Source organism: Kordia sp. (assembly GCF_050633145.1).
Lineage (GTDB): Bacteria > Bacteroidota > Bacteroidia > Flavobacteriales > Flavobacteriaceae > Kordia.
In genome coordinates this window covers 34,085-57,672 of sequence record NZ_JBOEFY010000018.1, presented here as the reverse complement: position 1 = coordinate 57,672, position 23,588 = coordinate 34,085, and the positions used below count along the sequence as shown (strand labels likewise).

Genomic DNA, 23,588 nt, shown 5'->3' with positions numbered 1-23,588 from the left:
TAAATTTTTAACAAAATTAACAATTTTCTGTATCCAAGCTTGAATTCACTTGTAAAAAACAGTAAAAAAAGATGAAAAAGGATATTCCTATGTATCTATTAATCACAGTTTCAGAAAAAGAGAAAAGGATAATTAATAATATAAAAGAAAGTTTTAAGAATTTTATGTTCATTTTACTTTTTACTGCTTGTATGATAAAACTAATGAATGTTACTATGTAAATGAGTACTCCAAAAATTCCTACTTCGCCCCATATTTGCATGTATTGGTTGTGCGAATTGAATCCTACTTGACTTAGTAAGTAACGACTCCAACCTACTTTTTCATGTAAGATATCATTGAATGCCAAATCAAATCCTTCTTTTCCATAACCAAACCAAGGCGCTTCTTGAATGAGATCTACAGAACACGTCCACATTCGCCATCTGTTTCCTAAGAAGTCTTTTGGTATTTTATCTGGTTCTGTAAGATACAGCCAAAATTGTGATATGTATTCATTAAGTCGTGGCGAAATAAATGCCAAAATGATAACGAGTACAGGAATCAATAGTACTAAGTATGCTTTACGAATGCTAAAAGTATATAGTACGAACAATACACCTAAGCCTAAAAGACCTATTAAACTGTTTGACAAAAATATGTGAATTAGAAAGAAAAAGATGATTGCCATTTTGTGCAGCATTTTCCAATCTAATAAATACCAAACTATCGCAATTGCAAAGTTTAAGTATATAGAATAGTACGATCTGTCTAAAAAGTTTGGAAAGTGTAGTGAGTAAAAATGATTGAGCCAGTTATGGTTTTTAAAAACTACTTTTTGCTTTACTTCAATAAACTCAAATGTTGCCCAATTAAAGTCATTTATAAAAGGTTCAATTAAGTTAAGTAAACAGCCAAAAGCTACTCCATACACGAAAAATAAACATACTTGATAGAGTGCCTTTTTGTCAACATGCATTATAGAAAACGCAATGGGCAATATTAAAAGTGATAGTTTTTTTTCAACTGTTTTAAATAAAAATTCTTCTTCTACAATGAGATTTATGATTACATATACTATGAATAACACAAATACTACACTCACTTTTTTAAATTGCGAACGAGAAAAGTTTTTAATATTGAATATACTTACTGCAAAAAATAAGATCAGTAATAGCGTCGATATTTTTTCGCTAATATTTATAAAGAATACAAATGCACATGCTATGTGTACTAAGTAATTATTTATTGATTTGTCTTTTAAGAAGCTTGTAATTGCTACATTCATAAATTACTGTTTTCAGAGGATGTTATATGTTATCAATAAGCGCAAAAATACACAATTAACTAAGAAGTAAATTAAATCCTTTTATCTATTGATATTTTCTTCATGCAGACAAAAACTACACAATATTTTTATCCTTTATGTTTTTTAAAATTTTGAACTTTGAAAGTTACTTTGGTATATTCTTTACGGGTTCTTCTTCAACTGTATTTATTCCTCTCAGATATAAGAAAACAACCGCAAAAAAGAATGCATTCGTAATGGAGAAGAATAAGTTTCCTCCTAAGCTACTTATTAATATGATTGTTAAAAACAAAACGATGTAAAGCCAATCTTGTTTCTTTTGAAAGAAGACTTTTTTTAATATTATGATGTATATAAGAACTCCTGTTATTCCTAGAAACAGAAAAATGTCTACAAACTCAAACTCTACTCTGTGCATTTTTAAATCAATTCCCCCTATAACATAGTTTAAAGCATTCCAATGCTCTTGGATGTACGCTATGGCATCTTTGAATAGTAAGTCTCTTTTTGACGTGATAAACGTCATAAGCCCATGCTTTTCGTATATATAAGGTCCAAAACTAAAAGAGTTTATGGCTAGCGTAATAATTTTATCTTTTAAAACAACAAACGAGATGATTAGTGCCGCTACAAAAGAAAATCGGTATATATTCTTTTTTAAAAGTATGAGGATATGTATAAATGCTAAGATGGCAAGAAATAGCAAACCTGATTTTGTTCCAAGGAAAAAAACACCAATACATATAAGCAGCAAGTTTATAAGACTCCCTTTTTTGTATATGTATTTAAGGTAGGCTGCAATTGCAAGTAGCATATAAAAATAACTGCTAATTCCAGGTTCAGAAATAATTCCGTTAAAGCCAAATCGAATAGTATACGGATATGATTTAAAAATATCGATCTTAAATAAAAAACCAATAACTATAAAAATGAGATTGATTTTAGCGATTAAAAATAATACGTTGATCGTTTTTTCTAAACTCTCCTTTTTAAATCCTCTAATAGCTATAATAAGTAGGAAGAAGAAAATTAACTTTGAGAAAAAATAGCTTTTACCAATAATTACAGAGAAAGCTTCTTGATTGAAAACTTTGATGAGTACATCTATCAAGAAAACTCCAACTAGAATATAGACGTATTTTGCTAGTTTATCTTTTCGTAGAAAGGTTATGAAGTAGATTCCTAATAGTAATACAGCTAATAGCTTTAAAACGGTGCTTGGATAGAACGAAGCACTCATTGAGAATACTTCTTTGCACAATTTTGAAACAAAGTTTAAAGCAAAAAGTAAGATTGCAAAAATTAAAATACTCTTTGAGGATATAATTTTTGCAATCTTACTTTTCATTAGTTGATTTTGGATATAATCGTTAGAATTTAAAAAGATGACTCATACGTTGAGAGTCACATTTTTATAAAGAAAACTTGTTAACAATTAACTTAGGTCTTCCAGGGTTTAAAATACCTCCTCCAGGTTTGTATAAATATGCTTTTCCACTTTTCATTTTCTTTCCAAGTAGTTTAAAGTCTGGTATTACAACTGCTACCGATTTTCCATCTTGTACCAATTTGCATTTAATACTTTTAGCTGTTAAACCTCTTTTTCTATCACTTTCTTTCTCAATAGTGCTTACATCTTCTGGATAAAGCATCAATGCTATATAATAGTTTTCTAATTTTTCAAAGTCAGTATCATCACTAAAGTAGAATACAAAATTGTAGGTGTCTTTTGCAGCTGCTGGCACAACTTCAACTTCTTCTACACTAATGCTTTCATCAAAAGAATGTAATTCTCCATGAATAAGTGTAGGCTCCTGATCAAATTTTTGAATTGCAGGATACTTTGGAGCAACCTCTTTCTCTACTTCTTTAACAACAGTTGTTTCACCTTTAGGGTCTTTTTTTTCTGTTTTTTTATCATCTTTACAAGCTACGAAAGCCACTAAAGCAAAAAGTAAGATTATTTTTTTCATATTATTTATTTAATTTCGTTTTTTCAATTTGAATCTCCAAATATACAATGATTATTTGTTTATGGAAATTTCTTTTTTTGTTTCTCCTACTCAGTAAGATCAACATCTTTAATGATTAGGATTTTTTTAATCCATCCTTTTTTGACTTTAAAGAATTTGATTTCTATTTTTCTAAAATTAGTAGGATCTATTGTTTCATAAGCTGTGTGTACAACTTTATAACCTTTATACTCGGTAGGAATCGCATGATCTGTTACAACCCTTTTCCAGCTTACCTTTGCCTCTTTAGGAAGTTTTAATAAGGGCATTTGCTCTTTTATAGGATAATAATAAATTCCTAACCTGTGCGATGTCATTTCTGTGATATCTGTTTCTTTATCTAATAAGATAAAAAAGATATGTTCGTTGTTTTCAGTACGTTTTACACGTACTTCTTTGATAAGAATGTCTTCTGATAGTTGAAAATCTCCTTTGTATATTGTTTTTGTTTCGTCTAATTTATCTTTGTATAAATAATATTCAGCATCATTCTGCATATATGAATAGTCTTCTTTTTGCTCAAAATCATATTGAGTTGCAAAGGTATCGGCAATTTTTTCAGAAAACTTTAAAGCTCCTAAATGATTAAAATGCACCATGTCATAGTAATCAGCTTTGGTGATGTTCAGTTTTTCTACATCTCCTGTTGGGTATAAATCTGTGTACGCTATATTTAAGCTATCGCACAATTGTTTTGTTTTCGGAGATACCTCATCCAAATAAAAGTCTTTGTACGTACTGTAGTTTAATACAGGAGCTCTTACAATGTGAAGTTTGATATCGTTTTCTTTACAAAAGTCTGCTACTTTCCCTAAGTATTCAATGTTTTCTTCCGTGAATTTAAAATCTTTCGGAACTTCTTTTATTCTCTTCTTTATCGTATTGTCTTTTACTTTTCTGTAGATTCCTATTTTGTATCCGTCGTATTGACTAGGCTCATATTCGTACGCTAAGTTTTCCTCTAAGCGTTCAAAATTTGCCCATTCGTGATGGTTTCTGAAATAAGGAAAAAAGCTATTGACAATGTTTGACTTTTTGGAAAATTGACCAAAAGTTGATGCTACTTTGTTGAAATTTAAGTTTTGACCATCTAAGTTTTCAAATTTATAACCCAATCGGTTGTCTTCTCCTGCATCAACAATATCAATAGATCTAGCTTCTACAACTAACACTTTTAATTTTTGGTGTTTTACAATTTCTGGTAAATTGTAGTAAATCTGTTTGATGTTCAGTACAGGTATTGCTAAGTTGTATGCTTTAGCATCGAGCTTGGCATTGAATACTTGTGGAATGAAAGAAAAAATACTTAGTGAGCTTCCTGTAAAAAGAATGTCTACAGTGTTTTCTTCCTGATTGTAAAACTCTGTCCAACGATCTACACCTTCTCTTTTTTCAGTAACATAGCTTGACATGTAGCTTACGCATACAAATACAATTACTGTGAGTAATACTATTTTTAAAAGTAACTTTCTCATATCAAATTAGAATTGAAAGTATATAAATTGTGATTCGTCATAAGATCCATAAATCCCGAAAGTAACCAATATTAGTGCCGCAATAATATAAAAGCTCCATCGTACTAATATATTTTGTTTTGCTAAGGTTACCACCATGCTTTTACGCTTGTGAATAATTTCAAAGATAATCATCAATGCTATAAAAATTAGTGCCGCATAAAAATTAGGCGAATCCATTCCTATTTCACTTATAATTGTTTTTTCTCCTTTATCAAACGTAAATATTTTTCCAACTATTGCGAATGCATCTGCTAAGGAATTTGCTCTAAAAAATATCCAAGCAAAACAAACAATCACAAAGGTTACTATCATAAAAAATAACCTTCCAACAATGTTCTTTTTGGTTAGTTTTATCTTTTGAAATATACTTTTTCTAAACGTTCCTGTAGCTTTTTCTAAAACAATAATAACTCCATGAACTGCTCCCCAAATAACAAAGGTCATTGCAGCTCCGTGCCAAATACCGCTTATTAAGAATACAAGGAATAGGTTTAGGTATGTTCTATATTTTCCATCTCTACTTCCTCCTAACGGAATATATACATAATCTCGAAACCATGTAGATAAAGAAATATGCCATCTACGCCAAAATTCGGTAATTGATTTTGAGAAATACGGACTGTCAAAGTTTTTCATTAAGTCAAATCCCATCGTTCTGGAGGCTCCAATAGCAATGTCTGAATATCCTGAGAAATCACAATAAATTTGGAACGCAAAAAAGATCGTTCCTATTACGAATTCCATTCCGTAATAACTACCTACATTATTGTATGTTTCGTTTACTAAAAGCGCAACTCTATCGGCAATAACCATCTTCTTAAAAAGTCCCCACAACATTAAAAGCAATCCGCTTTTTACTTGTTGATAGTTGAACTTATATTTTTCAAAAAATTGTGGTAGTAAGTGTGTTGCTCTTTCAATAGGTCCTGCAACTAATTGCGGAAAGAATGCTACGAACGCAAAAAATGCAATTATATCATTTGTTGGCTCAAATTTCTTTTTATAAATATCTACCGTATAGCTTAAGGTTTGAAACGTATAGAAACTAATTCCAACTGGCAAGATGATATCTAAGGTGCTTATTTCGAGTTCTTTTCCAAATAAACTGAAGGCATCTACAAAGGATTCTATAAAGAAATTGAAGTATTTAAAATAAATCAGAAAGCCTAAGTTAACAAACAAACTCAATATTAATAAGCCTTTCCGTTTCTTTTGATTTTCTTCTTTCCCTAATCTTCTTCCAACAAAGTAATCGACAAACGAACTGATTACGATTAGTGATAAAAATTTCCAATTCCACCAACCATAAAAAATGTAACTTACAATAAGTATGAAAGCATTTCGCTGCTTTAAATTTTGGGAAAATATCCAATATAGTATAAATACTATTGGAAAAAAGATTGCAAAATCTAACGAATTAAAAAACATTTATTATAAAATTCTTTTGTGTAACTCTAATTGTTATACTATTTAATTTGGGCAAGGAATTTCTACACCTATTAATTGTCCAACATTATTTGGTCTGTATCTAAAACACTTTCCATTTGGCGCCTTCATAATGATTCCTCTTTGCATATTATTTATCAATACATCTCCATCTTCAATATGCAACTTGCTCTTCGGTGTTGTGGTACTAATTCCAACAAAACCAGTATCTGCTCCTGCTGATGCTTGACAAGCATCACCAATACCATCTTCATTAGAATCTAACTGATTAGGGTTGGCAATTGTCAGACAGTTATCACAAGCATCACCTACACCATCTCCATCAGTATCTTGTTGGTTAGGGTTTGAAACATCTATACAATTATCAACTAATCCATCAACACCACAATAATCAATGATAGCTTCATTGGAAGCACAATTTGTATTATTTCCAAAAACATTTATGGGTCTATTGGCAAGTTTAATTATACAGCATTCATCTAAGTTTACATTTCCGCTTATCTCATTTGAACTTGAACCAAGTGTTATGTTAGCTAATGTGCTAATATCTATTAGGTTTTGATTGTTTGTAACTTTGAATTCAGAAGTTATTAATAAATTCGTTGTTGGTGCAAACAAACTCGTAATGTTAGTATTATTATGGATTAAAAGTCTTTCTATCTCAGTAATGCTAGATAATACATCTAGACTACTGAGTTGTGCGTTGTCCTGAATTAGAATCTGTGGTGATGGATGTGATAAATTTTGTAAAAAAGATAATGCAGTCATACTATCATTATTTTTTACATTAAAAATAGCATCCCAAGCTCCATTTGGGTTCGTGCTTTGAATCGTAAAACCACCAATATCTACTAATGAGCTATTGTGTTGAATATTAGCATAAATCAAGGGCATTAACGTGTTTGACCCAATCACAACACTTACTAAGTTATTATTTGACAATATCTCTAATTGTTTTAAACTTGAAATATTTGGTAAATTAATATTTGGTAATTGATCACAATTAAGAACTCTAAGTCTGGAATCATAGGTAGGGCCTATATTTATATTCACTAACCCATCAATTGATGTTAAAGAAGGGTTGTTAGATATGATTAATTCTTCACACATAACTATTCCTTCCAACCCATTAAGGTTTTGAAGCAAAGGATTATTATCAATAAGTATAAGAGGAACACTATCTAAATTTAGGTTTTCCAAGCCTGCTAAAGTGGTTAATGAGGTATTCCTAATTAGAATTCTTGGATAAGTAAAAATGTTTGTTAAGAAAGACAATCCAGAAATGTCAGTTACAGGATCCGAACCTCCTCCACTTGCAGTTCCAATGCTTAATGTTGCTTGCACTTCATTACAACTAGATGCATTTGCTGCAACAAAGTTATCTACCTCAGTTTGGGTTGTTAATGTTACATCTCCACATGACTGTGCTTGAATAGAACTCAATCCACAAGAAATAAAGACAAGCAAGAAAACTATAACTCCTTTTTTCATATTGCTAAGTTTTTATTATTTTTTTAACTTCAACCTTACCATCAGTAGTTTCTATTTTTAATAGATATGTTCCAACAGGTAACTGTTTAAGATTTATAGAATCTTGGTTTTTAAACTCTAAAACCTCAACTCCTAAAAGATTGTATACTTGTACTTTTTTTACCTTATCTGAAGTTTTTATCGCAATACTATCACTTGTTGGATTTGGATAAATTGCGATTTCTCCCAAAGAAAAATCAGCAACACTTAAAGTTCCAGTATATAATAGTTTTACAACTCCTGTTGTTGAATAATCTATTGCGAAATCATTATCAAAATCAAAGCTAGTAAACTGTCCTGTTAACGTACCTGAATAATTCATAATGACAAACTCATCTCCCAACGTAGGCGTATAATTCATACTAGTAACGGTGAGTTTTCCGTTTAAAGTCAAATCTCCAACAACATTCACATTATCATTTCCATTTACTAATCCTATACCTTCATTCCCAGCAATTTCAATAGTAATGTTTGATGTCTCCGTATTAATTAATGAAGAATTTATATTTAATTGTCCTATTTCAAACCCTGGACTAATGTTCATCGTATTGGACATAGAAGAAAAGTTTACACTTCCATTTCCAACTATTTTACCTTCTCCTACGTTTAATATACTTCCTTCCGAATAAATTAATGCATTTTCTTGAAGAGAAATAAGAGCTCCTTCATTTGTTAGGCTTTGAGCAAAACAAAAGCTTGACACCAAAGTCAACATCAAAAAAAGGAACTCTTTTCGTATCATAATAAATTATTTAAACACACCACAAAAATCCAGTGTATTTCCTGTCTTTTCTAAGTTAGAAAATTCTCTATGTGCTACTAAATATACAATAATATCTGCTTGTGCAAGCGCATCGTCGATATCATATATGTCAAATTTCTTGTGCGATTTGATATTTGGTTCAACCGCTAACACATTGAAACCATCATTTACTAACGTATCTACCACTAATAATGCTGGAGATTCACGTAAATCGTCAATATTTGGTTTGAAAGCCAATCCCATACATGCGATTTTAGCATCTCTACCATTGTCAATTTTGAATTGTAAAGCTGTGTTTTTCACCTTTTCAATTGCCCATTCCGTTTTGTAATTGTTGATTTCTCTTGCTGAACGAATGATTTTTGCTTTTTCTGGAAATTCAGAAACAATAAACCATGGATCTACTGCGATACAATGTCCACCAACACCAGTTCCTGGCTGTAAGATATTTACACGTGGATGTTTGTTCGCTAAGTTGATTAATTCCCAAACATTGATTCCTGCATCATCACAAATCATAGAAAGCTCATTTGCAAACGCAATTTGTACGTCTCTTGATGAGTTTTCAACCAACTTACACATTTCTGCTGTTTTAGAGTTGGTTCTGTGTAATTCTCCTTTTACAAAATGTCTGTAAAACTCAACTGCTTTTTCAGTAGATTCAGCGTCGATTCCACCAATAGCTCTATCGTTGTGCTCTAATTCGTAAATTACATTTCCTGGCAATACACGTTCTGGGCAATATGCCATGTATATTTTTCCAATCAATTCAGGACGTTCAGCTTCTATAACTGCTTGCATTTTTTCAGTAGTTCCTACAGGACTTGTAGATTCTACAATTACCAATGCTCCTTCTTTTAAGGTTGGCAATAATGCTCTTGTTGCCGATTCTACATACGAGATGTCTGGCTCATAATCACCTTTAAATGGCGTTGGAACAGCAATTAAATATACATCTGCTTCTACTGGCGATGTACTTGCAGTTAAATATCCATCTTTTACTACTTTGTGTACCAAACCATCTAAATCTGGCTCAACAATGTGAATTTCTCCTTTGTTAATAGTATCAACTACATGTTGATGAATATCAACTCCTGTTACTTTTATTTCTCTACTTGCAATTAACGCTGCGGTAGGAAGTCCAATATATCCTAGACCTACCATAACAACACTTGGTTTGTTACTTCCCATGATTCTTTATTGTAATTTTGACATGTATTTAACGATCTTATCACAAGCAGTTCCATCTCCATACGGATTGTGTAGTTTACTCATTTTGTGATAAGCAGATTCGTCTGTTAGTAATTTATTAGCTTCACTGATAATTTTTTCGGTATTTGTTCCAACCAATAATACGGTTCCTGCGTCTACAGCTTCTGGACGTTCTGTAGTATCACGCATAACCAATACAGGTTTTCCTAAACTTGGTGCTTCTTCTTGAACGCCACCACTATCAGTAATTATTAAGTTTGATTTATCCATTAACCATACAAATGCAGGATACGACAACGGCTTTATTAGGTTTACATTGTCTATGCCTGCTAATAGTTCGTATACTGGCTTTTGTACGTTTGGATTTAAGTGTACAGGATAAATAATTTGTGTATCAGGATGATCGGTTGCAATTTGCTTTAAAGCAGTACAAATGTTGATAAATCCTTGTCCGTGGTTTTCTCTACGGTGTCCTGTAACTAGTATTAATCGCTTAGAAGTATCTAAAACTCCTTTTAAGTCTTCGATTTCTTGATCTTCGAATCCGTCCGACTTTACTTTGTTTGCGCTAAAGTGTAACGCGTCAATTACGGTATTTCCAGTAATTAATATATTTTCGTCTGCTACGTTTTCGTTAAGCAGGTTTTGTTTTGATGTTTCTGTTGGTGAAAAATGATAGTCACAAATACTTCCTGTAACACATCTATTAATTTCTTCTGGGAAAGGCGATCTTTTATTAAACGTACGCAATCCTGCTTCTACGTGACATACTTTAGCTCCTGAATAGAACGCTGCAATACTAGTTGCCATCGTTGTTGTTGTATCTCCATGAACATACACAAAGTCTGGCTGAAATTCTTCCAATACAGGCTTTAAATTCATGATAATATCTGAAGTTAAACCGTAAAGATTTTGATTAGGCTTCATTAAGTCTAAATCATAATCTGGTGTTATTTCAAAAAACGAAAGTACCTGATCCAGCATTTCTCTATGCTGTGCCGTGATACAAACTTTTGTTTCAAAAGTGTCTTGGTGTTTTAAAAATTCTTTTACCAATGGTGCCATTTTAATAGCTTCTGGTCGTGTACCAAATACAATTAGGTTTTTTTTCATCAGTTTGTTTTTGTTCTTTTATTTATTGTTTTTACGGCTATAATCTCTCTGTAACTACTGGTTTAGGGAAGAAATTTTTCGCGTCAAAAATAATACATCCTGCTTTAAAAAAGGGAGTTACGTCAATTTTATTAAAACTTTTATGAGCAACTGCCAAAATAATCGCTCTAGTATCATTTGAAATGCTCGACACTAAGTCAATATTATATTCCTTTTTTACTTCAGATGCATCTACATTGTCGTCAAATACCTCAACTTCAATACCATATTCCGAAAGTTCATGCACTATATCAATGACACGTGTGTTTCTAATATCTGGGCAATTTTCTTTAAATGTGATTCCCAAAATAGTCACTTTTGCACCTTTGATGAGCTTTCCTTGTTTTATCATGAGTTTTACCACGCGTTCTGCAATGTATTTGCCCATGTTATCGTTTATTTTTCTTCCTGCTAATATTACTTGCGGAATGTATCCTACACTTTTTGCTTTGTGTGTTAAATAATACGGATCAACACCTATGCAATGTCCGCCCACCAAACCTGGTGTAAATGGTAAGAAATTCCACTTTGTTCCAGCAGCTTCTAATACTTCATGTGTATCAATTCCTAATTTACCAAATATCAATGCTAACTCGTTTACAAACGCAATGTTGATATCGCGTTGCGAGTTTTCAATCACTTTGGCAGCCTCAGCTACTTTTATAGACGACGCTTTAAACGTTCCTACAGTAACGATGCTTTTATATAGTTCATCAATTGTTTCAGCTATTTCAGGCGTGCTTCCAGAAGTAACTTTGACAATGTTGTTGACTCTGTGTTTTTTGTCTCCTGGATTGATTCTTTCAGGAGAATATCCGCAGAAAAAATCTGTATTAAATACCAATCCGCTTTGCGTTTCTAAAATTGGCACACAAACTTCCTCAGTACATCCAGGAAAAACAGTCGATTCGTAAATGACAATATCACCGTTACTTAAAACCGAACCTACTAAATTTGAAGCAGCTTCTAAAGGTTTTAAATCTGGAAATTTATGATCGGTAATTGGTGTAGGAACAGTTACGATATACACATTTGCGTTTGCAATGTCTGCCGCTTTGTTTGTGTATTGTAAAGTGGATGCTTCTTGTAATTCTTCTTTGCTAACTTCTAACGTATGATCGTTTCCTTGTTGCAATTCTTGAATTCGAGCTTCATTGATATCAAATCCTATGACTTGATATCCTTTTTTGCTGAATTCAACCGCAAGTGGCAATCCAACATATCCTAAACCTATTATGGAAATTACCTTATTTGTCATTTGCTTCCGCTTGCTTTTTAAAAAAGTCGTATGTAATGGCCAAGCCATCGCGTACTGTATATGTAGGATTGTATTGTAATAGTGTTTTTGCTTTTGTAATGTCGGCCAATGAATCTCGCACGTCACCAATTCGAGTTTCTCCATGAGAAGCTTCAATAGTACTTTGCGTAATTTCTTTGATGTTATTCCACAAATCGTTTACACTAATGCGATCGCCCACAGCGACATTGAATACTTCATGTTTCTTAATTTCTGAAAATACTGCTTTTATATTTGCTTGCACTACATTTTCGACAAAAGTAAAATCTCTCGTTTGATTTCCATCTCCATTGATTGTTACTTTTGTGTTATGTATTCCTGCATTGAAAAATAGCGGAATTACTGCCGCATACGCACCTTTTACATTTTGTTTTGGTCCAAATACGTTGAAATAACGCAATCCTACCGAATGAAAGTCAAAGTTTGTAGAGAAGTTATCTGCATACAATTCGTTTACATATTTGGTAATTGCGTACGGAGATAAAGGTTTCCCAATAATTTCTTCTTGTTTTGGCAACGCTTTGCTATCGCCATACGTACTAGAAGAAGCTGCATATACCATTCGTTTTACACCTGCATCACGCGAAGCGATTAACATGTTTAAAAAACCAGTAATATTTACTTCGTTTGAAGAAATAGGATCATTAAATGAACGCGGAACTGAACCCAATGCTGCTTGATGCAAAACAAAGTCCATTCCGTCAACGGCAGTTTTACACATTTCTAAGTCGCGAATATCACCTAATATGAATTCGAAATTTGGGTTTGACTCAAATGCTGAAATGTTATGTTTAAAACCTGTTGCTAAGTTATCTAATACACGTACTTTTTTGGCGTTGTGTTTTAGTAAGTATTCTACTAAATTGGATCCTATAAATCCTGCGCCGCCAGTAATTAAAAAACTGTAATTTTCTAGATGCTCGTGATGATATGCTTCTTGGTACATAGTGCTATTATTCGCTGCAAAACTAGCTATAAATTTTAACACTAGGAAATAATTGACTTTTATGGGGAAATACCCTTTTTTACAAGGGTTTTATCCCCTTTTATTTTATCCTATTTTTCGAACAAGAAACCAAGGATTTAGTAGATTTTCTTTGTTGTATTTTAGTGGCTCATTGGTTTCTAGCGAATATACTTCGAGTCCAACAGCATTACAAATGGCATGTCCGGCTGCGGTGTCCCATTCCATTGTTGGCGCACAACGCGGATAGTACGAGGCTTTTCCTTCCGCCATGAGACAGAATTTTAAAGAACTTCCTGCTTTAATGAGTTTCACCTCTTTTCCTTCTGTTTCAAGTGTACGAATTAAATCTAATACTTCTTGCTTTTTGGAGGAGTGACTTGATGTCAATGTAACTACATCACTTTCGGAAGCTGCAAATATTTCAACAGCGTTTTGCAACATACTTTCATTAATGGTATGTGCTTCTAGTGCTATTTTAAATGCTTTTTTTTCTGCAGGAATTGCGTAATACAACGATTTTTTTGCAGGAATATAAATAACTCCAAGTAGTGATACACCATTTTCAACCAAGGCAATATTCACTGTAAATTCACCATTTCGCTTAATGAATTGTTTGGTTCCATCAAGTGGATCTACAATCCAGCATTGTTTCCAGTTTTTACGAATTTCGAAGCTAGCATGTTCGCCTTCTTCACTCAATATGGGAATTTGCGTGCCTTGTAATGCATTTTGAATATATATATCTGCTTTTTTATCTGCAATAGTCACAGGAGAATCATCTGATTTTCGTTCAACATCAACTATTTGATTTTCATAGATATCCATAATAATTGCACCTGCGTTAACAGCAGCTTCTATGGCGGTGTATAGATATTTGTTCATGAAGTTATGAATGATTTTGCATCAAATTGCGAAGACTTTCTTGCCAACTAATAGTTGAAATAATGCTGCGAACTTTCGTTTTGTCTAGCACACTATTTTCTGGACGAGCTGCTTTTGTTTTGTAGCTGCCTATGCTTTTTAAAGAAGGTTGATCTGCTTCTGCGAGATTTAAATTTTGAATAATTTCTTTTGTGAAATCGTACCAAGTAGCTTCGCCATCATTACTAAAGTGATAGATTCCGTAATTTTTGTTTTCTGTGTTGATGATTTCCAGAATGAGTTCCGCCAAATCATTTGCGTTTGTTGGCGTTCCTTTTTGCTCTGTTGTAATGGTTAGGCTTGCTTTTTCAGCTGCTTTTCGCAGAATGGTTCTGTAAAAATTTTTTCCAAATTCAGCATATAACCAAGATGTACGAATGATGAAATACTTTTCAAATACTTCTTGAATGTTTTCTTCTCCTTTTAATTTGGAAGCACCATACACACTTATTGGATTTGTAGTATCTGTTTCTACGTAAGGTGATGTTTTTGTTCCATCAAATACATAATCTGTAGAAATATGAAGTAAGGTTACATTATTTTCTGCACATGCTTTCGCTAGATTTTTAGCAGCTTCCGCATTTACCAAATACGCTTTGTCTTCTTCGCTTTCTGCCAACTCTACATTTGTGTAGGCAGCACAGTTTACACAATAATCAATGGCATGATTGGAAAAGTAATCTTGTACCGATTTTGTGTCTGTAATATCTAATTCTTTCGATGATTTGAAATGGAAATTGATTTCTGTATATTGGTGTTGTATCTTTTGAAGACATTGCCCTAATTGACCATTTGCGCCAGTTACTAAAACTGTTTTCATAGCGATAATGATTTGAAGTTGGGAAGCAATTTGTCTTTGTCAGAAAGTATAATTTCATCTTCATTCAACATCCAATCAATGGCAATGTCTGGATCGTTGTATATAATTCCCGATTCTGCTTCTTTGTTATAAAAGTTATCACATTTGTATGCAAAGATGGTATCATCTTGCAAGGCTGCGAAACCATGCGCAAATCCTCTTGGCACAAAGAGTTGCTTGTTGTTTTCAGCATTTAGGATGATTGAAAAGTGTTGTCCGTAGGTTTTAGAACCTGGTCTAACGTCTAAAGCTACATCAAGTATTTCTCCACGTATGACACGTACTAATTTCGCTTGCGCATGTATGCCTTTTTGAAAGTGCAATCCGCGCAATACACCTTTTTGCGATACAGATTGATTGTCTTGTACAAAATGAACGTCTGCTGGAAATTTTTGTTCGTTATAGCTTTCCATAAAGCTTCCTCTAGAATCTCCAAATACTTGAGGTTCTATGACAAAACAGCCTGCTAATGTTGTGTGAGTTATGTTCAAGACGTTAATTTATTGTATTTCTAATAGATGTTTTCCATAGCCACTTTTTAATAGTGGTTTTGCCAATTCATCTAGTTGTTTTTTGCTAATGAATCCCATTCGATATGCAGCTTCTTCAATGGCTCCAATTTTGAGTCCTTGACGCTCTTCAATGACTTGTACAAATTGTGAAGCTTGCATTAATGAGTTAAATGTTCCAGTGTCTAACCAAGCTGTTCCTCTATCTAAGATGCTTACGCTTAGTTTTCCTTTTTCTAAATATACTCGATTTACATCGGTAATTTCGAGCTCGCCACGACCACTTGGCTTGATATTTTTTGCAATCTCTACAACTTCATTGTCATAAAAATAAATTCCAGGAACTGCAAAGTTTGATTTTGGCGTTGAAGGCTTTTCTTCTATTGAAATTGCATTCCCATTTTCATCAAATTCTACAACTCCATAACGTTCAGGATCGTGTACATGATATGCATAAATAATTCCACCTTCTGGATTGTTGTTTGCTTGTAATAAGTTTGCTAAACCTGAACCATAAAATATATTATCGCCCAAAATTAAGGCAACTTTATCATCGCCGATGAATTTTTCACCAATAATAAAAGCTTCTGCCAATCCGTTTGGTGCTGCTTGTACTTCGTAATGAAATTCGCAGCCAAACTTTTTACCATCGCCCAATAGTTTTTGGAATAATGGTAAATCTTGCGGTGTTGAAATGATTAGTATTTCGCGAATTCCTGCACTTATAAGTGTAGAAACAGGATAGTATATCATTGGTTTGTCATATACAGGCATTAATTGCTTACTTACTGCAAGAGTAAGTGGATGCAATCGTGTTCCTGATCCGCCAGCTAATACTATTCCCTTCATCTGTATATTTCTGTATTATTATTGTTTTGTGTATTTTTCCAAATACCATTCAATCGTTTTCAAAATGCCCGATTCAAAGTTTTCTGCGGCTTTCCAACCAAGTTCATTCTCTATTTTATTTGCATCAATTGCATAGCGAAAATCGTGTCCTGGTCTGTCTTTTACAAAACTAATTTGTTCTTTGTATGAAACTTCTTTTGGACGTAATTTGTCTAAAAGTTCACAAATTGTGTTTGCAATATATACATTGGTACGCTCGTTTCTTCCTCCAATATTGTAAGTCTCACCTGTTGTTCCTGTTTGATACACTAAGTGAATTCCTTTGCAATGATCTAATACGTATAACCAATCGCGAATATTAGTTCCATCACCATAAATAGGAATATTTTCTCCTGTTATTGCTTTACGAATGATGGTTGGAATTAGCTTTTCATCATGCTGCTTTGGTCCATAATTATTTGAGCAGTTTGTTGTTACCACGTTCATTCCGTAGGTATGAAAATAACTGCGCACAATAAAATCGGACGATGCTTTGGAAGCACTGTACGGACTGTTTGGCGCGTACGAAGTATCTTCAGTAAACAATCCTGTTTCACCTAACGTTCCATATACCTCATCGGTTGATATGTGATGAAATCGGCAATTTTCATAACCTGGTTTCACTTGATTTGGTCCGTCCATCCACGACTTTTTGGCTACATCTAATAAATTAAACGTTCCAAAGATATTCGTTTGTATAAACGCATCAGGATTTTTGATAGAGTTATCTACATGTGATTCTGCTGCAAAGTGAATTACCGCTTTAAAATCATAGGTTTCAAATAATTTCTCTAGCAAATTTCTATCACAAATATCGCCTTCTACAAACGTATAATTTTCATGAGTACTTATTTCAGCCAAATTCTTCAAATCACCAGCATAGGTGAGTTTATCAATATTTACAACCGTTGCATCTTGGTGTTGTTCCAAGAAATATGGAATATAGTTTGCTCCTATAAATCCTGCTCCTCCGGTAATAAGTATCGCGTTTTTAGCCATTTAATCGTTTGTTTTCTGCGTATGTATTTAAATATTTATTTAATTCTCTCAATAAGATAAACATGAGTAATAATGAGATAGTAAGTATTGGAATTCTATATAAATATCTATCATAGAAATGTTTAAATCTTGCTCCAGGAGAAAAATCACTCAACACATTAATGGTTTCACTTTCCATTTCTTTTTGTCTGTTGATTTCAAGAATTTTATTAGAAAGTTTTTCATTTACAGCTAATAACTCAATTTCTTTTGTTTTTCTTTCATTATTTGCAGCTAATTGAATGTACGTATTTGAAGCTTTTCCTGCACTTTCCTTAACAGGCTCTTGCAATAATATTTCTTTGTACGCTTTTCCTAACGAATCAATATTTACCAATTGTTTTTCAAGTGCTGCTGCCTGATTTTCAAGATTATCAAGATTAATTTGTTTTTGTCTCTTGATGTGGAAGTTTTCTATGTTGTTAGTAATGATTGGATTCTGTAATGCAGGAATCATTTCTTTATCAGCTGAATAAACAAAGATTTGATGTACTGGAAAATCTAACGGGCTTGTATTTCGCTTAAACCTATCGAAGTCAATTTCTCTTAAAACAAACGTAGTGTCTGCTGTTTTCATAAATTCATTATACGCTTTCAGCAATCCATTGTCTGTTACATCTGGCTCAATTATAAATCCACGTAAGCTTCCTGCTTCTTCTTTTGTAATCTTAAAAATACCTGCCAGTTTTGTACTATCACCTTCTTCTACAAGTCCTTGATAATATTTAATATTAGAGTATAATTGACGTGTACTTCCATAGTTGGTTTGCAGATACATACTTGATCCGTATATGGCTTCTTTTCTGGAATCGATAAACCAGCCAATAACAATACTTAAAAAACCTACAATCACAAATTTTACAATGTGTACCCTAACAATTATTAAGGCTCTAATTAATAAATCTAGTAGAAATAAAAATATATTTCGTAAGAATATAAAGAACTTATTGAAAGCACTTCCAATCATTCTGAAGAGCTCTTTTAAGTCTATTTCATTGCCAGATTGTGGTTTTTCAGGCAGCACATTTTGGTTATTCTCGCTCATTTTCTTGTTATTAGTTGTTAAATAGTTGTTCTAATATTTTTCTTGTTATTAAATACGTTGGTTTTACACCTGTTGTTCCCAATCCACCTGAAGCTAAAGTGCTTCCTGTTTCTAGTGGATTATCTGAAGCATAATAGGCATATCTTACTTTTACATCTTCCGAAATACTTCTTCGTATTTTAGAAGCTGACTGAATCGCTTTTTGATAATGCGCGCCTTCCATTTCTAATCCGATGACATTCCAAGTAGAATCGTGGAAGAATTTTAAGATGTCTTTATTTTGTAAAGATGTTCCTAAAACACTAATCATAGAACCTTCAAATACTTCCAGTCCATGTCCTTCCAAATCTTCTTTTTCCAATTCATTTTTAAAAGGATAATTATCGGCAGTTCCTTCAAAAATATGTGCCGAAGGAATCATAATGTCTCCTTTTCCTCCTTCTAAAATCCCAGCTTTTCCCATAATGGAAATCGAAGCTACGTTTAAGTATTCTTTTTGCGTTTTATCTTTGCTTGTATAAGGTTTTAAAAACTCATCAATGGTTTCATACGCTTGTTCTCCAAACGCATAATCCATTACAAATAACACAGGTTTTTCATCATCACTTGGCGCACAACACGTATATGTTGTTTTGCTAAAATCAATTTTGGCAGTATCAAAAATTTGCACATTGATGTTTGTTCCTGATTCATCTTTGATATAAATCATTCCTTTTTTCAACGCTTCTTTTTCTACTTTATTTCGAAGTTTATCATTTCCTGATGTACTCAATGCTTCAAAAATATCAAATTCGTCTGTAGTGTTGAGTTGTTTTTGCAACAGTTTTGGTGCAAATATAGAATTCATTACACTGTGCATGTTGGCACTAATGATATGAATTGGTCTGTGTAAAAGTTGATTGTCTTTAAGTACTTTTTTGATATTGTTTGCCCAAACTTCTCCATGAATGTGATGTCCTAAACGTTCGCGTAGTACTGGGCTAAATGTAATTGTTCTTTTTTCGCTTTTGCTAACTTCTTTGATGGCAAGTTTTCCTAACCAATAAATAATATTTAAAAAACGCTCTGGATTTTCTTTCGTAGAAAATGTTTTGTGCGCATCTAAAATTTCTTCAAAAGTTCTACCTAAAATATTTGCCGTATGTGTAATGGCAACTTCTCTTTCGGCTAAGGTTAGTTTTTTCTTTTTACAAACAGCAGCTTCTAGTTTTTCCCAATCGCGTGTTGTTTCTCCATCTTCTCCAATTAAAACACGATCGCAAATTTTGTGCGATTCTATAAATAAAAACGTCAAATGCGTTAAAATATCGTAGATTTCCGAACGTCCACGTGTAATTTCAATGTTCATCTGTTCCTCATCAATTCGGTAACAGTTTCTTCTTCTTTTAGGTGGAATGATGGCTTTGAAGTGCGAATTTTTATACCCTTCATCAGATGTTAAGTTGATAAAACGGCATTCTTCAATACCAATTGGCAAACGATCTATTACGTATAATAGACCATTAATTTCCGCTTTCTGTTCGGCAATGGAACCATATATTTCGGGGCGTAACACTAGTAAAGACTGGCGCAACGTTTCCCCAGAAACACCCATTGGTTTATAAAAGCCACGATTAAATAAATGTCTCATGGTGATGTACAAACGTTCAATGGCTCCTGATGATTCTTGTGCTCTAGTTCTTTCGTGTATTTTAATGTTACTCATAAATGGTTTTTCCGCACAAAAATACAAGTTAATTTGATATTTCTAAGCTTTTTTGTAATTCGTTAGCATTTCCGCTATTTTTCGATCGTTTGATAATCTAGGAATTTTGTTTTGTCCACCCAGTTTTCCAATGGACTTCATATAGTTTTGAAAGCCATCTTTTTGAATTAGAGTAATTTGCAAACGTTTTAATATTTTCCCTTCTATTAAATCAAAATAATAGCTGTTTTGCTGTTGTAATGAAGCATCAATAGTATTTGCAAATGCTTCTATGTCTTTAGGTTTTGTTTCAAATTCAATAAACCATTCATGATATGGTAAACCTTCTGTTGGATTTATTTGTGGCGCTACCGTAAATTCATTAATGCTTGCGCCAGAATTTTGCAAAGCTTCATTTAATGCATGCTCTACTTCTTTCCCTATGACATGTTCGCCAAAAGCTGAAATAAAATGCTTTATACGACCCGAAACAATAACTTTATATGGTTTTACAGAAGTAAATTCGACAGTATCACCAATGTTATAGCCCCAAAGTCCAGCGTTTGTGGAAATAATCATAACGTAGTTAACGCCAATTTCTACATCTTTTATGGTGATTCGGGTTGGGTTTTCGTCAAAAAAGGTATCTGCTTTTATAAATTCATAAAAAATACCTGAATTGAGTTGCAACAACATTCCTTTGTCATTTTGTTGGTCTTGAAAGGCAAAAAATCCTTCACTTGCAGGATACAATTCAATGCTATCTACTTTTCTTCCAATTAAGTTTTCAAACTTGTTGCGATACGGTTCAAAGTTGACGCCTCCAAAAATAAATAGGTTGAAATCTGGAAAGACTTCGCCTATTTTTTTGCCTGTTCGTGCTTCAATACGTTCAAAATACATTTGAACCCACGATGGAATTCCGCTGATAATTGCCATTTTTTCATGCAAAGTTTCATCAACAACAGCTTCTACTTTTGTCTCCCAATCTTCGATGCAATTGGTTTCCCAACTAGGCATTCTGTTTTTTTGTAAATATCCAGGTACATAATGTGCTACAATTCCTGAAAGCCTTCCGAGTTTTACACCGTTTTTTTCTTGTAATACAGGGCTTCCTTGCAAAAAGATCATTTTTCCATCTACAAAATCTGTATTTCCCGTTTCGGCAATGTACAATAGAATGGCATTTCGGGCAGCTTCTACATGCGTTGGCATAGATTCTTTTGTGATTGGAATATATTTTGCGCCCGAAGTGGTTCCTGAAGTTTTAGCAAAATACAATGGTTTTCCTTTCCATAGAATATCTTTTTCACCAGCTACTACTCTATCTACATACGGTCGTAAAGCTTCATAATCGCGAATTGGAACACGTTTTACAAAATCGGCATGTGATTGAATGTTTCCGAAATCATGATCTTTTCCAAATTCCGTATGCGCTGCTTCTTTAAGAAGTTTTTTAAAGACTTTTTCCTGTGTTTGTACTGGATTGTTTGCCCATTTTGATACTTTTTTTCGAATGCGATGTGCAAAAGGTTTTGCTAAAAGGGCTTTGAGTGATTTCATCTGTGTGCGTTTGAGTTCTTGATTAAATCAGCTATAATTTTTTATTTTTATGAATGATGAATCTTCTGTGTTTGGATTCATGTTATAGTTTAAAATCAATAAATGATACTGGATCGATGGAATATCCTTCGCTCCAGAGTTCAAAATGTAAATGCGGTCCTGTGGTGAGTTCGCCCGTATTTCCTACGGTAGCAATAACTTCACCTGTTCTGACCAAATCGCCTTGTTGTTTGGTTAATGATGCATTGTGTTTGTATACCGATATTAAGTCGTTTGGATGTTCAATAATAATTACATAACCAGTTTCTGCAGTCCATTCGGAAAAAATAACCATTCCAGCAGCAGTAGCTTTTACAGGCGTATCTTTTGGTACAACAACATCTACAGCAAAATGCTTTTCTTTCGGATTGTATTTTTGTGTAATTTCTCCTTTTACAGGCGGAAAGAGTTTAAAATTCACTTTTGTGGTAGCAGTTTCAAGCAAATTGTATTTGTCTTCTTGCGCTACTTCTTCACGCAATAGCGAATCTTGTTTATTTGGTACTAAATCAGTCGCATTAAGATCAGTTTCAAAAGACTTAAATAGTGAATCTTTGTTGATGCTTTCGCTTTTTATTTCTCCCGTAAGGACATTACGAATAGAACTTAAATAAATAGAATCTCTACGAGTCACTTGACTTAACGAGTCAATTTGTTCATTCAAGTCTATTGCTTGTTGCTTTAATGCTGTTGATGAATAGCCAGGAATATATTCTCGCAAAGAAGTAAATGCTATTAAAAAAGTGGTTAACACAACAAGCATAATTGCCGAAAACGTTACCAATACAAAAACATTTAATCGTGTGAGTTTAAAAGAAATACGCTCTTCAAAAGTATCTTCGTTCAGAATTACCAGACGATACTTATGCAAAAGCTTCTTTTTAAGCGGTTGTTTTTTTCGTTTTTCTTTTGCCATGATTGTTTTGTGCGTTACAAACTTAAAAGAAAAATATTAGGAATAAATTGTATCGAAGTGTTTTTTTTATGCTTCTGTAACGCTAAGTATCTATTTATTTTTACCTTTGTAGCCTAAATAATAATCATTATGATGTCACTAAATATGTTTTTAGCTATTCCAGGTGGATACTCAATTATCTTAATTGTAGTAGTTGTATTACTTTTATTTGGAGGAAGAAAGATTCCAGAATTAATGCGCGGACTAGGTAGCGGTATTAAAGAATTTAAGGATGCAAGCAAAGGCGACGACGAAACTAAGAAAGTAGAGAAAGAGTAATTTTCTACTACATATAATACACAAAAATCCACACTGTAACAGTGTGGATTTTTTGTTTTGGCTTAAAAAGAACTAGTTTTAAACTTTTAAAGATTAAATTTTACAAGATGAACAGAATATCATTCCTTTTACTATTTGTATGTATACACATAAGCGTTAACGCTCAAGAATCTTGGAAATCTTTAACACAAGATGCGTATTCTATTAAATACCCAAGCAATTGGACACCAGACACATCTAAAAGTCTAGGTGTCGATTTAATTTTGTACAGTCAACTAAAATCCACTGAAGATAATTTTACAGAAAATATAAATGTCTTAATTCAAGATTTATCTGGATATAATTTGGATCTTGATAAATATACCGAGATTTCTGAACAGCAAATAAAAACCATGATTGAAGGCGGAAAAATTATTGAAAGTAAGCGAATTACGAATGGCTCAATTCCTTATCATCGTGTTATATATACTGGAAAACAAAATGATTACAAGTTAAAATTTGCACAGCATTATTATGTAATAAACGATAAAGCATACGTACTTACACTTACTAGCGAGCAAGATCAGTATGATAAGTATATTGACATTGCGATGAAGGTTTTTAAAAGTTTTAAGTTGAAATAAT

The 23,588-nt window shown here is 32.9% G+C and carries 22 protein-coding genes; 2 read left to right on the top strand and 20 right to left on the bottom strand.

Going from position 1 to position 23,588, the window contains the following annotated elements; all coding sequences use genetic code 11:
- Positions 1-16 precede the first annotated feature (16 nt).
- The 20 genes from ACRBBL_RS09250 to ACRBBL_RS09155 form a co-directional block, all read right to left on the bottom strand.
- A complete protein-coding gene (locus ACRBBL_RS09250) occupies positions 17-1,267 on the bottom strand; it encodes an O-antigen ligase family protein (RefSeq protein WP_431368753.1) in 1,251 nt (416 codons plus the stop codon).
- A gap of 166 nt (positions 1,268-1,433) precedes the next feature.
- Positions 1,434-2,636, bottom strand: a complete 1,203-nt coding sequence (locus ACRBBL_RS09245; protein ID WP_431368752.1) for a hypothetical protein — start codon at positions 2,634-2,636, stop codon at positions 1,434-1,436.
- A gap of 64 nt (positions 2,637-2,700) precedes the next feature.
- The gene (locus tag ACRBBL_RS09240; RefSeq protein WP_431368751.1) at positions 2,701-3,261 is read right to left on the bottom strand and encodes a hypothetical protein; all 561 of its coding nucleotides are present in this window, start codon (positions 3,259-3,261) and stop codon (positions 2,701-2,703) included.
- Positions 3,262-3,347: 86 nt separating this feature from the next.
- Positions 3,348-4,775: a hypothetical protein gene (locus tag ACRBBL_RS09235; RefSeq protein ID WP_431368750.1), complete on the bottom strand. Its 1,428-nt coding sequence runs from the start codon at positions 4,773-4,775 to the stop codon at positions 3,348-3,350.
- Between the two features lie 6 nt (positions 4,776-4,781).
- Complete coding sequence (locus ACRBBL_RS09230) at positions 4,782-6,245, bottom strand: MBOAT family O-acyltransferase (RefSeq protein ID WP_431368749.1); 1,464 nt, start codon at positions 6,243-6,245, stop codon at positions 4,782-4,784.
- Between the two features lie 42 nt (positions 6,246-6,287).
- The gene (locus tag ACRBBL_RS09225) at positions 6,288-7,754 is read right to left on the bottom strand and encodes a thrombospondin type 3 repeat-containing protein (protein WP_431368748.1); all 1,467 of its coding nucleotides are present in this window, start codon (positions 7,752-7,754) and stop codon (positions 6,288-6,290) included.
- 4 nt (positions 7,755-7,758) lie between these two features.
- A complete protein-coding gene (locus ACRBBL_RS09220; protein ID WP_431368747.1) occupies positions 7,759-8,535 on the bottom strand; it encodes a T9SS type A sorting domain-containing protein in 777 nt (258 codons plus the stop codon).
- A 6-nt stretch (positions 8,536-8,541) separates the two neighbouring features.
- The gene (gene wecC / locus ACRBBL_RS09215) at positions 8,542-9,747 is read right to left on the bottom strand and encodes a UDP-N-acetyl-D-mannosamine dehydrogenase (RefSeq protein WP_431368746.1); all 1,206 of its coding nucleotides are present in this window, start codon (positions 9,745-9,747) and stop codon (positions 8,542-8,544) included.
- A 6-nt stretch (positions 9,748-9,753) separates the two neighbouring features.
- Complete coding sequence (gene wecB / locus ACRBBL_RS09210) at positions 9,754-10,881, bottom strand: non-hydrolyzing UDP-N-acetylglucosamine 2-epimerase (RefSeq protein WP_431368745.1); 1,128 nt, start codon at positions 10,879-10,881, stop codon at positions 9,754-9,756.
- Between the two features lie 37 nt (positions 10,882-10,918).
- Positions 10,919-12,178: a nucleotide sugar dehydrogenase gene (locus ACRBBL_RS09205; RefSeq protein WP_431368744.1), complete on the bottom strand. Its 1,260-nt coding sequence runs from the start codon at positions 12,176-12,178 to the stop codon at positions 10,919-10,921.
- On the bottom strand, positions 12,168-13,163 hold the full coding sequence (locus ACRBBL_RS09200) for an SDR family oxidoreductase (protein ID WP_431368805.1): 996 nt from the start codon (positions 13,161-13,163) through the stop codon (positions 12,168-12,170). The genes ACRBBL_RS09205 and ACRBBL_RS09200 overlap by 11 nt, the downstream gene beginning before the upstream one ends.
- Before the next feature lie 105 nt (positions 13,164-13,268).
- Complete coding sequence (gene cysQ, locus ACRBBL_RS09195) at positions 13,269-14,066, bottom strand: 3'(2'),5'-bisphosphate nucleotidase CysQ (protein WP_431368743.1); 798 nt, start codon at positions 14,064-14,066, stop codon at positions 13,269-13,271.
- 4 nt (positions 14,067-14,070) lie between these two features.
- Entirely contained in the window at positions 14,071-14,925 is an 855-nt protein-coding gene (gene rfbD / locus ACRBBL_RS09190; protein ID WP_431368742.1) for a dTDP-4-dehydrorhamnose reductase, read from the bottom strand.
- Positions 14,922-15,455: a dTDP-4-dehydrorhamnose 3,5-epimerase gene (rfbC, locus tag ACRBBL_RS09185; protein ID WP_431368741.1), complete on the bottom strand. Its 534-nt coding sequence runs from the start codon at positions 15,453-15,455 to the stop codon at positions 14,922-14,924. Before rfbC ends, rfbD begins: the two co-directional genes overlap by 4 nt.
- Positions 15,456-15,464: 9 nt before the next feature.
- Positions 15,465-16,322, bottom strand: coding sequence for a glucose-1-phosphate thymidylyltransferase RfbA (gene rfbA, locus ACRBBL_RS09180; protein ID WP_431368740.1), 858 nt, complete (start codon positions 16,320-16,322; stop codon positions 15,465-15,467).
- Positions 16,323-16,340: 18 nt separating this feature from the next.
- A complete protein-coding gene (gene rfbB / locus ACRBBL_RS09175) occupies positions 16,341-17,360 on the bottom strand; it encodes a dTDP-glucose 4,6-dehydratase (RefSeq protein WP_431368739.1) in 1,020 nt (339 codons plus the stop codon).
- The gene (locus ACRBBL_RS09170) at positions 17,353-18,444 is read right to left on the bottom strand and encodes a hypothetical protein (RefSeq protein ID WP_431368738.1); all 1,092 of its coding nucleotides are present in this window, start codon (positions 18,442-18,444) and stop codon (positions 17,353-17,355) included. Before ACRBBL_RS09170 ends, rfbB begins: the two co-directional genes overlap by 8 nt.
- A 10-nt stretch (positions 18,445-18,454) precedes the next feature.
- Positions 18,455-20,149 carry a DUF6909 family protein gene (locus ACRBBL_RS09165; RefSeq protein ID WP_431368737.1) on the bottom strand — a complete coding sequence of 565 codons (1,695 nt, stop codon included), beginning with the start codon at positions 20,147-20,149 and terminating at the stop codon, positions 18,455-18,457.
- A gap of 42 nt (positions 20,150-20,191) precedes the next feature.
- A complete protein-coding gene (locus tag ACRBBL_RS09160) occupies positions 20,192-21,691 on the bottom strand; it encodes a GH3 auxin-responsive promoter family protein (protein ID WP_431368736.1) in 1,500 nt (499 codons plus the stop codon).
- Between the two features lie 82 nt (positions 21,692-21,773).
- Complete coding sequence (locus ACRBBL_RS09155) at positions 21,774-22,646, bottom strand: M23 family metallopeptidase (RefSeq protein ID WP_431368735.1); 873 nt, start codon at positions 22,644-22,646, stop codon at positions 21,774-21,776.
- Positions 22,647-22,775: 129 nt separating this feature from the next.
- Between ACRBBL_RS09155 and tatA the strand changes: the two genes are divergently transcribed.
- Both tatA and ACRBBL_RS09145 read left to right on the top strand, forming a co-directional pair.
- Positions 22,776-22,964 (top strand): twin-arginine translocase TatA/TatE family subunit, encoded by a 189-nt coding sequence (tatA, locus tag ACRBBL_RS09150; RefSeq protein ID WP_431368734.1) that lies wholly within the window; start codon positions 22,776-22,778, stop codon positions 22,962-22,964.
- Positions 22,965-23,071: 107 nt separating this feature from the next.
- Positions 23,072-23,587, top strand: a complete 516-nt coding sequence (locus ACRBBL_RS09145; protein ID WP_431368733.1) for a PsbP-related protein — start codon at positions 23,072-23,074, stop codon at positions 23,585-23,587.
- The last annotated feature ends 1 nt before the right edge of the window (position 23,588 follow it).

Bases quoted from the DNA above. Each gene is read 5' to 3' on its own strand.
- ACRBBL_RS09250 (WP_431368753.1), bottom strand. From the start codon at position 1,267: ATGAATGTAGCAATTACAAGCTTCTTAAAAGACAAATCAATAAATAAT.
- ACRBBL_RS09160 (WP_431368736.1), bottom strand. From the start codon at position 21,691: ATGAAATCACTCAAAGCCCTTTTAGCAAAACCTTTTGCACATCGCATT.
- ACRBBL_RS09205 (WP_431368744.1), bottom strand. From the start codon at position 12,178: ATGACAAATAAGGTAATTTCCATAATAGGTTTAGGATATGTTGGATTG.
- ACRBBL_RS09200 (WP_431368805.1), bottom strand. From the start codon at position 13,163: ATGTACCAAGAAGCATATCATCACGAGCATCTAGAAAATTACAGTTTT.
- ACRBBL_RS09240 (WP_431368751.1), bottom strand. From the start codon at position 3,261: ATGAAAAAAATAATCTTACTTTTTGCTTTAGTGGCTTTCGTAGCTTGT.
- ACRBBL_RS09245 (WP_431368752.1), bottom strand. From the start codon at position 2,636: ATGAAAAGTAAGATTGCAAAAATTATATCCTCAAAGAGTATTTTAATT.
- ACRBBL_RS09165 (WP_431368737.1), bottom strand. From the start codon at position 20,149: ATGAGTAACATTAAAATACACGAAAGAACTAGAGCACAAGAATCATCA.
- ACRBBL_RS09170 (WP_431368738.1), bottom strand. From the start codon at position 18,444: ATGAGCGAGAATAACCAAAATGTGCTGCCTGAAAAACCACAATCTGGC.
- ACRBBL_RS09145 (WP_431368733.1), top strand. From the start codon at position 23,072: ATGAACAGAATATCATTCCTTTTACTATTTGTATGTATACACATAAGC.
- rfbD (WP_431368742.1), bottom strand. From the start codon at position 14,925: ATGAAAACAGTTTTAGTAACTGGCGCAAATGGTCAATTAGGGCAATGT.
- wecC (WP_431368746.1), bottom strand. From the start codon at position 9,747: ATGGGAAGTAACAAACCAAGTGTTGTTATGGTAGGTCTAGGATATATT.
- wecB (WP_431368745.1), bottom strand. From the start codon at position 10,881: ATGAAAAAAAACCTAATTGTATTTGGTACACGACCAGAAGCTATTAAA.
- tatA (WP_431368734.1), top strand. From the start codon at position 22,776: ATGATGTCACTAAATATGTTTTTAGCTATTCCAGGTGGATACTCAATT.
- rfbB (WP_431368739.1), bottom strand. From the start codon at position 17,360: ATGGCTAAAAACGCGATACTTATTACCGGAGGAGCAGGATTTATAGGA.
- ACRBBL_RS09225 (WP_431368748.1), bottom strand. From the start codon at position 7,754: ATGAAAAAAGGAGTTATAGTTTTCTTGCTTGTCTTTATTTCTTGTGGA.
- ACRBBL_RS09230 (WP_431368749.1), bottom strand. From the start codon at position 6,245: ATGTTTTTTAATTCGTTAGATTTTGCAATCTTTTTTCCAATAGTATTT.
- ACRBBL_RS09220 (WP_431368747.1), bottom strand. From the start codon at position 8,535: ATGATACGAAAAGAGTTCCTTTTTTTGATGTTGACTTTGGTGTCAAGC.
- ACRBBL_RS09235 (WP_431368750.1), bottom strand. From the start codon at position 4,775: ATGAGAAAGTTACTTTTAAAAATAGTATTACTCACAGTAATTGTATTT.
- rfbA (WP_431368740.1), bottom strand. From the start codon at position 16,322: ATGAAGGGAATAGTATTAGCTGGCGGATCAGGAACACGATTGCATCCA.
- cysQ (WP_431368743.1), bottom strand. From the start codon at position 14,066: ATGAACAAATATCTATACACCGCCATAGAAGCTGCTGTTAACGCAGGT.
- ACRBBL_RS09155 (WP_431368735.1), bottom strand. From the start codon at position 22,646: ATGGCAAAAGAAAAACGAAAAAAACAACCGCTTAAAAAGAAGCTTTTG.